Origin of the sequence: Desulfobacterium sp. N47 (genome assembly GCF_051233685.1) — a bacterium.
Lineage (GTDB): Bacteria > Desulfobacterota > Desulfobacteria > Desulfobacterales > RPRI01 > RPRI01.
In genome coordinates this window covers 17904-27278 of sequence record NZ_JBAMMY010000243.1, presented here as the reverse complement: position 1 = coordinate 27278, position 9375 = coordinate 17904, and the positions used below count along the sequence as shown (strand labels likewise).

11 protein-coding genes and 1 pseudogene are annotated in these 9375 nt (G+C 36.1%); 6 read left to right on the top strand and 6 right to left on the bottom strand.

Going from position 1 to position 9375, the window contains the following annotated elements; genetic code table 11:
* A pseudogene (locus tag VXK47_RS15960) lies at positions 1–150 on the top strand (IS1380 family transposase); the annotation flags it as partial.
* A 329-nt stretch (positions 151–479) separates the two neighbouring features.
* The gene (locus VXK47_RS15955; RefSeq protein ID WP_435549779.1) at positions 480–731 is read left to right on the top strand and encodes a DUF6812 domain-containing protein; all 252 of its coding nucleotides are present in this window, start codon (positions 480–482) and stop codon (positions 729–731) included.
* Between the two features lie 27 nt (positions 732–758).
* Here VXK47_RS15955 and fabD read toward each other — a convergent pair whose 3' ends face one another.
* Genes fabD through VXK47_RS15925 form a run of 6 tightly spaced genes read right to left on the bottom strand, consistent with a single transcriptional unit; the run spans position 759 to position 6298 of the window.
* Positions 759–1697: an ACP S-malonyltransferase gene (fabD, locus tag VXK47_RS15950; protein ID WP_435549778.1), complete on the bottom strand. Its 939-nt coding sequence runs from the start codon at positions 1695–1697 to the stop codon at positions 759–761.
* Positions 1698–1757: 60 nt separating this feature from the next.
* Complete coding sequence (hemA, locus tag VXK47_RS15945) at positions 1758–3023, bottom strand: glutamyl-tRNA reductase (RefSeq protein ID WP_435549777.1); 1266 nt, start codon at positions 3021–3023, stop codon at positions 1758–1760.
* 16 nt (positions 3024–3039) lie between these two features.
* Positions 3040–3858, bottom strand: coding sequence for a c-type cytochrome biogenesis protein CcsB (gene ccsB / locus VXK47_RS15940; RefSeq protein ID WP_435549776.1), 819 nt, complete (start codon positions 3856–3858; stop codon positions 3040–3042).
* A 3-nt stretch (positions 3859–3861) separates the two neighbouring features.
* Positions 3862–4530, bottom strand: a complete 669-nt coding sequence (locus VXK47_RS15935; RefSeq protein ID WP_435549775.1) for a precorrin-2 dehydrogenase/sirohydrochlorin ferrochelatase family protein — start codon at positions 4528–4530, stop codon at positions 3862–3864.
* Entirely contained in the window at positions 4527–5351 is an 825-nt protein-coding gene (locus VXK47_RS15930) for an MBL fold metallo-hydrolase (protein ID WP_435549774.1), read from the bottom strand. Before VXK47_RS15930 ends, VXK47_RS15935 begins: the two co-directional genes overlap by 4 nt.
* Positions 5309–6298 carry a DHH family phosphoesterase gene (locus VXK47_RS15925; protein WP_435549773.1) on the bottom strand — a complete coding sequence of 330 codons (990 nt, stop codon included), beginning with the start codon at positions 6296–6298 and terminating at the stop codon, positions 5309–5311. The genes VXK47_RS15930 and VXK47_RS15925 overlap by 43 nt, the downstream gene beginning before the upstream one ends.
* Before the next feature lie 193 nt (positions 6299–6491).
* On the opposite strand from VXK47_RS15925, the gene VXK47_RS15920 reads away from it, so the two are divergent.
* The 4 genes from VXK47_RS15920 to rsmH all read left to right on the top strand — a co-directional run bounded on the left by VXK47_RS15920 (position 6492) and on the right by rsmH (position 9364).
* Positions 6492–6734 carry a GxxExxY protein gene (locus tag VXK47_RS15920; RefSeq protein ID WP_435549780.1) on the top strand — a complete coding sequence of 81 codons (243 nt, stop codon included), beginning with the start codon at positions 6492–6494 and terminating at the stop codon, positions 6732–6734.
* A 50-nt stretch (positions 6735–6784) separates the two neighbouring features.
* Entirely contained in the window at positions 6785–7276 is a 492-nt protein-coding gene (locus VXK47_RS15915) for a F0F1 ATP synthase subunit B family protein (protein ID WP_435549772.1), read from the top strand.
* A gap of 699 nt (positions 7277–7975) precedes the next feature.
* Positions 7976–8422, top strand: a complete 447-nt coding sequence (gene mraZ / locus VXK47_RS15910) for a division/cell wall cluster transcriptional repressor MraZ (protein ID WP_435549771.1) — start codon at positions 7976–7978, stop codon at positions 8420–8422.
* Positions 8423–8425: 3 nt separating this feature from the next.
* A complete protein-coding gene (gene rsmH / locus VXK47_RS15905) occupies positions 8426–9364 on the top strand; it encodes a 16S rRNA (cytosine(1402)-N(4))-methyltransferase (protein ID WP_435549770.1) in 939 nt (312 codons plus the stop codon).
* Positions 9365–9375 lie beyond the last annotated feature (11 nt).

Here is a 9375-nt window from a genome sequence, read left to right as displayed (position 1 = left end):
CATCAAGTTCAAACTTTAAGATGGAAGCTATATGAAACGGCCGGCAAGATAGTTTTTCATGGAGGAGTTATATGGTTAAAAGTCAGGCGTCATTATCAAGCCCTGTTTTCGGAGATACGATTGAAAAGCTGGGAGTTTTCCACCGGATAAAGGAAAAAAGAAATACAATGATTTGGAATCAAAGTGTAGAGGTGCGTCCAAATGGAGCCATAAATTAAATTTATTGGCAATATGGCTTGCTTTCCCCTAATACAAAGGCTTATACAAAGCGTTTTTTATCGTCTGTACTGATTTTTTTATTTGATAAAGCCAAAAGAGTACCTTTATGAAAAGCAATAGCGGATTTTGGGATATATTTTAATTATTGAATCTAATTGTATAATGTAATATGATGCCATTTTAAAAAAAATTCTGTACTAATATAATGTCATATATAATTTTTACCAGTTATTTTTTGTAAAAAAGCAGGAGATAAAAAAATGGATAAAAAAAAACCGGGCACTAATTATAAAGCCAAATACAGAGAAGTTACAATCAAAACATCGGATGGAGCAATAATTCAAGGAAAGATAAATCTCTCATTAAATCAGAGAGTTTCCGATATTTTTACAAAATCGGATGCCCCCTTTATAGTTATGGTTGATGCCTTTTCCAAAGAAGGAGAAGGGAAAATTATGTTTATCAATAAAAGACATATAATTTGGGCCGAACCCACAGATAATCAGGATTAAAGTTGATGGACTCTAATAAAGCCTGTGTTATTTTACTTCTTTGATAAAATTTTCATAGTTTTTTATAGAGTTAATACTATAAGTTTTGAAAGGATAATCTTTGGGCAATATTTTTTTCACAAGCCCTGTCAGTACCGTGCCTGGTCCAATTTCAGCAAATATTTCAATATTCTCATCCATCAATCTGTTGATTGAATCAAACCATTTTACAGGGCTGCACAACTGTTTTCCGACAAGATCCCTGATTTCCGAAGAATCGGATGATATATCTGCACTTACATTGTGGATAACAGGTGTAGCAGTTTTTTTAAATGAGATAGTTTCAAGATAGTGTTTAAACTCTTCTTCAGCACCCTTAATTAATTCGCTGTGCCATGCTCCGCTTACTTTTAATGGTATAGCCTTTGCTCCTTTTTCACATGCAATATCAGAAATCATTTGTACCGCTTCAGGTTCCCCGGTAATAACTATCTGAGTCTTTGTGTTATGATTTGCAACAGATACAATACCTTTATTTTGTGCTCCCGATATTATCCGTTCAATATCTTCAATGGTAAGACCGACTATTGCGTGCATAGCGCCCTTGTTTTTAAGCGATTCACGGTGCATAAGCTGCCCGCGTTTAAAAACAAGTCTTAATGTATCCTCATTTGAAACAGCTTTTGCAGCACAAAGAGCGCTGTATTCTCCCAGACTATGTCCTGCAGAAAAACCCGGAATAATACCTTCATTTTCAATGGCAGACAGGCACGCCAGATTTACTGCGGTCACACAAGGCTGAAGATTGATAGTCATTGTCAGGTCTTCCATAGGGCCGTTAAAGCAAAGCTTTGATATGTTTATTTTACATATTTCAGATGCCATTTCAAAAAGCTCTTTAACAAAAGCAAACTCCTGAAAAAAATCAAGCCCCATGCCTACATTTTGTGACCCCTGTCCGGGAAATAGAAATGCAATCTTTTTCATATTCAGTCTCCAAAGTTATTAGTCTTGTGATAAATCATAATCAGGACGGTTCAGTAAAAGCTAGTCATCAAGCTTAAACAGTTTTCGGGTTACATCGATATATATCGAATTATTTCCTTTACAACCGTCCTCTTTTAACAAAAGTATAGGATTATGCATGATTTTGTTTATCAAGGAAATTTTCATCCTGCCAAGAGATTCCCGGTCGTTTTCCGAAAGCTCAATTGTTTGCATGGTTTTTTGAATCTCTGCCGATACTATGGAGTCAATTTTATTCCTTAATTCAACAATAGTGGGAACAACATCAAGTCCGCCATACCACTTATTAAAGTTTATAACCGCTTCATCGATAATTCTTTCGCCTTTGATCGCTTCTTTGTTTCTATCCTCAATATTCTCATCAATAACGCCATTTAAATCATCTATATCATATACATAAGTGTTATTAAGCTTATTGATTTCAGGATCAATATCTCTTGGCACAGCAATATCAATGAAGAAAAGAGGGCGATTTCTTCTGCTGTGCATTATCTGTTTTACCTGATCTTTTGTAATTATTATATCAGGTGACCCGGTTGAACTGATTATAATATCAACCTGTTTAATAAAACCGGTAATCTCATCAAACGAAATAACACTACCCCCGAATCTTCTTGCAAGCTCAACCCCGTTTTTAAATGTCCGGTTGGCGATAAATATTTCTTTTACTTTGTTTCTGATGAGATGTTCGACGGCAAGTTCAGCCATTTCTCCGGCGCCTATCAGCAGTACTTTCTTGTTTTCAAGCAAGCCAAAAATTTTACGGGCAAGTTCGATTGCAGCATAGCTTATAGAAACTGCGCTGCTTCCGATTCCGGTTTCGGTTCTTACTTTTTTCGCCACAAAAAATGTTCTGTGAAGAAGCCTGTTTAATATGACTCCGGAAGTTTTTCTTTCTGTAGCCATGAGATAAGAGTCTTTTATCTGCCCAAGAATCTGGGGCTCGCCTATCATCATTGAATCAAGACTGGATGCTACCCTGAAAATATGGCGAACCGCTTCATCGCCTTCATAAACGTAAATTGATTGTTCAAATTTAGAAACAGGCACATTTTTAAAAGCCGAAAGTTGCTTTTTTGCAGTTTCAACCGCTTTTATTTTATCACTGGCTACCATTAAAATTTCAACACGGTTGCAAGTCGAAAAAAGCACAACTTCGCTTATTGAGTCCGTTTTATTAATGGCGTCAAGCATAGCCGCCGTTTCGTCTTTTGAAACGGCAAGGCACTCCCTTATTTCTATCGGAGCGGTTTTATGATTTAATCCAATCAATATAATTTCAAGCATATATATTCAAACATCTCTATCTTGTAAATACTCCATGATGCCCTTTAAAAAGAAAGTTAACTCCAAAAAAAGTAAAAAGGACAACAGCAAATCCAATAATAGCCATTATCGCGGCTTTTCTTCCTCTCCAGCCTATAGCAAGACGTCCGTGGAGAATTGCAGCATATAACAGCCAGACAATACCGGACCAGACTTCCTTCGGATCCCAGCTCCAGTATCTTCCCCATACGGTATTAGCATATACAAAGCCGGTTATAAGCCCGATGGTAAGTAAAGTAAAACCGGTTACTATGCAGGCATAACCGGTACTGTCAAGCAGGTTGAGCGAAGGAAGACGTTTGTAGAAAAAACCCTGTTTTTTTTGCTTGATTGCATTTTCCTGGATAATATAAAGAAAACCGACCCCGCAGGCTAGCGCGAAAGCCGAATGAGCTATAAATATTGATATAACATGTATTATCAACCATATACTATGAAAAATAGGCTGGGGCTCAACATATTTTGCTGAAGAAAGAATCGAAGCGACCAGAGATAAAGCAGCGAGTAAAGCAGCATATCCACCAAGAATTTTTATTCTGAACTTGTAATGAAAAGCAAAATAAACCCCGGCAATCGCCCAGCCGACAACAAGCAATGTTTCCTGTAAATTTCTTACAGGCGCTTGACCTGTTTGCGCATAATGATAGCCTATTACTATCGAATTACAAAGAAAGCCTGTTGCCAGAAATATATGACCAAGTCTGTGAAAATATTGTTTCTGAAAAAAAAGGAATAAAATATATCCTGCAGCACTTAATACATACAGCAAACCGGTTGCAATCATAAGATCATTCATTTGTCACAACTCTTCCTGCTTTATAAGATCGTAAAAGTCATATCCTTTGCCAAGCACTTCAAAAAGAACAAGATTAAGTTTATCAACATCACAGTTTCTTATCATCTTAACAAGATTCTTATTTATCAATTCTTCAAAAATATGCTTATGAGCTTCAGGTTCGTGTTTGGTACTTAGAAGCTTTTTCCTGATGGCTCCCATCAATTTTAAAAACTGTGCATATTCATCACCATACTGTTTTTCAAGATCTTTTCTTATTTTTTTTGCAAAAGCCGGGCTATTACCGGAAGTTGAAACAGCTATTGTCAGATCTCCCCTTTTTACTATCGCCGGAAGAATAAAGTTGCAAGCCTCCGGTCTGTCGGCAACATTGCACAGCATATTTAACTTTCCGGCATCCTCACTCACCTGTTTGTTCAGCATTTCATTATCAGTTGCACATATAACAAGAAACATCCCGCATAAGTCGGATTCGGTATAGTAGCGCTTTTTTAAGGTAAGCGAACCGGTTTCGGCAAGGTTTAACAGCTTGCTGCTTACAACAGGGCTTACAACTGTAACAAAAGCGCTGCATTCCAGAAGGGTTATCACTTTACGGGTGCCGACATCTCCGCCGCCTACAACAAGGCACTGTCTGTTTTTAATATCAAGATTAACCGGATAGTATCTCATCCGATTTTCTCCTTCATCAGATCCTCGGCCAGAATCAACTCACCGGAATAAGTTTTTCGGCATTGAGCCTTAATGTCAATGTTATCGCATTCAGGATAAAAATGAGTTAAAATCAGTTTTTTAGCATTTGCTGCTGTTGCTATCCTGCCGGCAAAAGAAGGAGTAAGATGTCCTTTAACCTTTAATTCATCCGGAAGAGCCGATTCGCATATCAATAAATCCGTATTATTAGAAATTTTAATCAGATTGTCACAAAAATCCGTATCACCGGAATAAACGACTGAACAGCCATTATTTCCTGTGATTTTATATGCAAGGCTTTCCACGTTGTGTTCAACTGAAATATATTCCAGGACTGTGTCGTTTAAACGTATGGCGTTTTTGCCGGAATCAAGTTCAATTATATTTAAAACAGAAGGCATAAGATCTATCCAGTTACCAAATACTGATTTAAGCCCGGCATAAAAATTCGACAACCCTCTTCCGCCTATTACAGTCAAGGGTATTTTACGTTTGCTTCCGTCAGGATATTTGCTGGCAAAAAGAAAAGATACTAATTCACCTGTATGGTCCGGATGAAAGTGGCTTAACAATATATGAGAAATATCATATATTTCAGTACTGTTTTCAAGAAGTCTTCTTATGGTGCCTAAGCCGCAGTCAATAAGAATTTTTGCTTTTCCTGTTTCAATTAAAACGGAACAGGAGCTTCTTTTAAGCGAAGGAACGCAGGTTCCGGAACCAAGTATTGTAACAGACATATCTTTATTACAATCACTTACTTCTTTTTGGTGTTTTTCTCTATCCTGGCTATTATCCATTTCAGCACAATTTCATCGTTTGTCAGATCAAGTTTACCTTTTAAAGCCGAAACAGGAAATTCGGCTCTTGCCATACTTTTGTGTCCTCCAGCTGAGCCCAAATTACCAAAAGCCTCTTGCGCTACATCACCGGCATTTTTTCTTAAACCGTCGTTTCTTAAAATAACCACAAGAATATCATTATATATACCGGAAACTATGCTCCACTTTATGTAACTTATTTTCATAAAGAAATCGGCAAGCAACACACAGATATCAGGATTAGCCACTATCCCGGCATGAACAAATATTTTACCTTTACGCTTTTTCATGTTTTCAAGAGCACGTTTAAAATACATCAAAAAATCAAAGTTTAGTTCCGCCTGCTCTATTTTTTTTGCGATATGCATGTTTGCATATCTGAAAACGAACTGAAAAGCTTTTACATCTTCAACCAGAGTCTTTCTTTCAAAATCGCTGGTATCAGTCTTTATGGCATAATACAAAGCAGTTGCAAGTTTATATGATGGTTTTATCTTTGCAGCCCTCAAATATTCGGTCATCATACTTGCGGTTGCACCGTAATCAGGCCTTATGTCTTCATATTCAGCTTTATAATTCGTATCGGGATGATGATCTATAATGACATTAAATCTAAACCTGGAAAATACATCGTTATGGTTTGGCTGCGAATCAACAATTACAAAACGGGAGTATTTTTTTTTGTCTATTTGGTTGATGTGTACAAGGTTTACGCTGAGCAACCTTATCATTGCAAGGTTATCAGGGCGTTTTATTACATTACTATTTGAAATACTAACATTTTTCACCTTACCCCACAGAAGTCTTTTAACCGCCATCGCACTGGCAATAGCATCGGGGTCGGCATTTATTGCAATCAGCACATTATCTTTTTCTGTAAAATGGCTGTAGAATTCATTCAGTTTTTCAGATGCTGAAAGAGACATAATTTAATTTGTACATATTTAGTGTTTACCTTAGTTCCACTTAATCATTAGAATTTGCGTCTTAATAAATATATTTTAAGCTACCACATATCATCCGGGATTGTAAATATCTGAATGAAGTATGATGGATTTGCACTCGTTTTTTCCGCATTATTGTGGTATTGGCAAAATATAAACCGCGGAATACGCGGATATTCCTTTTGTTGCTCAAGAAAAAGTGGTTTTGTATTATAAAGGTGAGCGTTTGAATCAGATCTGCAAACCCGGTTTTATCTGTTTCGGAAAAATAATCGTGGAAATAAAAGCCGTTAAAGAATTATCTGATGGACATCGCTCTCAGGTTCACAATTACTTGAAAGCCCCGGGATATAACCTGGGCTTTCCGATCAATTTCAGCCATTATCCAAATGCTCAAATTGAAAGGGTTGTTTTATGAGCCCTTTCCGTGTGTTCAGTGTATTCCGTGGTGAAATTTAATATAACAATATGAAAAATATACCAGACTCTGTATTATTGTTTGCAAACTTTTTGATCTTGCTTTTACTTTTTATAAAGTATGCAGCCGGACCGCTTATTGATTTTTTAAAAGGCCGCAAGAAAAAAAACTCGGAAGAATTTGCGGATCTTGAGATGAAAAGAAAAACAATTCTTGGCGAAATAAATGATATAAATAAAGCTCTTAATCAAAAGCAATCTGATATGGAAAGCACCAGAGAACATTTAATAAAACAAGCAGAAAAAAAATTGTTTGATAATATCAAAGAAGCAGAAAACGAAAGCAATATGATACTTGGCAGGGTAAAACATAACACCGAAAACAGGATTATACAGGAAAAGGAAAAACTCTATAAAGAAATCCGTTCGGAAATCCTGCCGGAAAGCAAGGCCAAAACTTACGGTAAAGTATCAGCAGATAAATCAGATTATAACAACGTGATGATTGATGAAACATCAAAAAGCCTTGAAAAGACACATTAAAATCGCTCATGGGATCTTTATCTGCGATTGCAATATAATTTGCCGTAAACAGTTATAGCTGATGCTTGTGTTTTACTGAACCACTCCGCGGAAAGCATCTTTAATCTGATTTTTCATAATAAATCTATCATCAGATAAACAAAATATTATAAAATGCCTCCATTCCCGGCATTCACCGTCCCTACTTTCCCCCACCTAAAATAATAGATTTTTGATATGTTATGATTCTGTGCAATTTTTGTCTTCATTTATAATGAAAAACAATGGCGGGTCATACTCATAAATTCCATATTTAGCCATATGTTTTGAAATAGCAGACAACACATCGTTAAAAACCTCCAAATCTTAATCTCTTATACCCATATCATGTCCCTTTCGAAAACATGTTCCGGATATACAATAATAATAGATAGATGTCTAATCTGTAACAATCTATAAATAAAGATAAAATATATGCGCTCTCCATTCTTTACTAATTCTTATATATGCATATTGTTTATTTATAATTATATCCACAATTATCCACATAATATAAGTTGCTTATTTTCCCTTAACTTGAATAAATTATTATAAAAAATAATTTTAATAATTATATTTTTTTCTTGACACTTATATTTAATTGTATCATTTATAGAATCAGTGGATCAAAGTGGTTTTATGTGAATAACAGGTAGAACCAGGAAGAATAAAAGGCTAAATATGTTCAGGGGAACTTCCTTCCATACAATAGATACAAAAGGACGCTTAATAATTCCTTCAAGGTTTCGGGATATAATAAGAAATTCAGAGAATGATGGAGTTATGGTATCCCGAATGGACAGAACACTTTATGCATATACTTTCGAAGAATGGAGAAAAATAGAAAATAAAATTCTTTCGCTTAAAGAAATAAGTGAGAGCATGCGCCGCTTCCGAAGAGTATTTATTGGCGGAGCATTTGAATGTTCATGTGACAAACATGACAGAATATTGATCCCCCCTACCTTAAGACAATATGCAGGACTTGAAAAGGATATGGTTCTGGTTGGAGCCCTTGATCATTTTGAAATCTGGTCGCTTGAAAATTGGAATAAGGAACTGGAACAACTGGAAATTGACAGCAAAAAGGAGGAGGTCAGAAACGAAATTGCAAAACTAGGAATCTAATCGATGCACCCTTATCATATCCCTGTAATGACAAAAGAAGTCATTCATTATCTTGACTGCAAGCCTGGAAAAATTTATGCAGATTGCACGATAGGTGGTTCCGGTCATGCAAAAGCCATTTGTGAGAAAATCATGCCGAATGGAATATTGGTGGGGATTGATCAGGATAAAGACGCCATTGAGAATGCAAAAAAAATATTATTCCCTCACCTGCCAAATATCCATCTGTTTCATGGTAATTTCGTTAACCTATCCGAATTTCTCTTAAAATGCAATATTACAAAAGTTGACGGTATCGTGCTTGATCTGGGTTTATCTCTTCACCAGATTGATTCCAGCAAAAGGGGGTTCAGCTTTAAAAATACAGAGCCTCTTGATATGCGAATGAATACAGATTCCGATATTAATGCCGGGAATCTGATTAATAAACTGGATGAAGTTAATCTCTGGAAACTCATAAGAGACTATGGCGAAGAGCCATGGGCAAGAAATATAGCGCGAAACATAGTTAAAGCCAGAAAAGATTGTGAGATAAAGACAAACGCAGAGCTTGTAAAAATTATCAGCGATTCAATACCAAAAAAAATACAATATAAGCAAAAGATTCATCCTGCAACACGTGTGTTTATGGCTCTGAGAATAGCTGTTAATAATGAACTCGAAAGGCTCTCTGAATTTATGGATAATGTTGCCGACTTGCTAAATCCGGAAGGGCGGCTTTGTGTTTTAACTTTTCATTCTCTTGAAGACAGAATCGTAAAACAAAAAATAAGAGAGATGGAAAAAGAATGTGTTTGTCCTCCAAATTTTCCAAAATGCATATGTAACAAGATTAAATTAGTTCGGGCAGTGAATAAAAAGGCAATAGCTCCGGGCAAAGAAGAAACTGATATAAATCCGATGGCAAGAAGTGCAAAACTCAGAGTAGCGGAAAGAATATAACAAGGTAACAG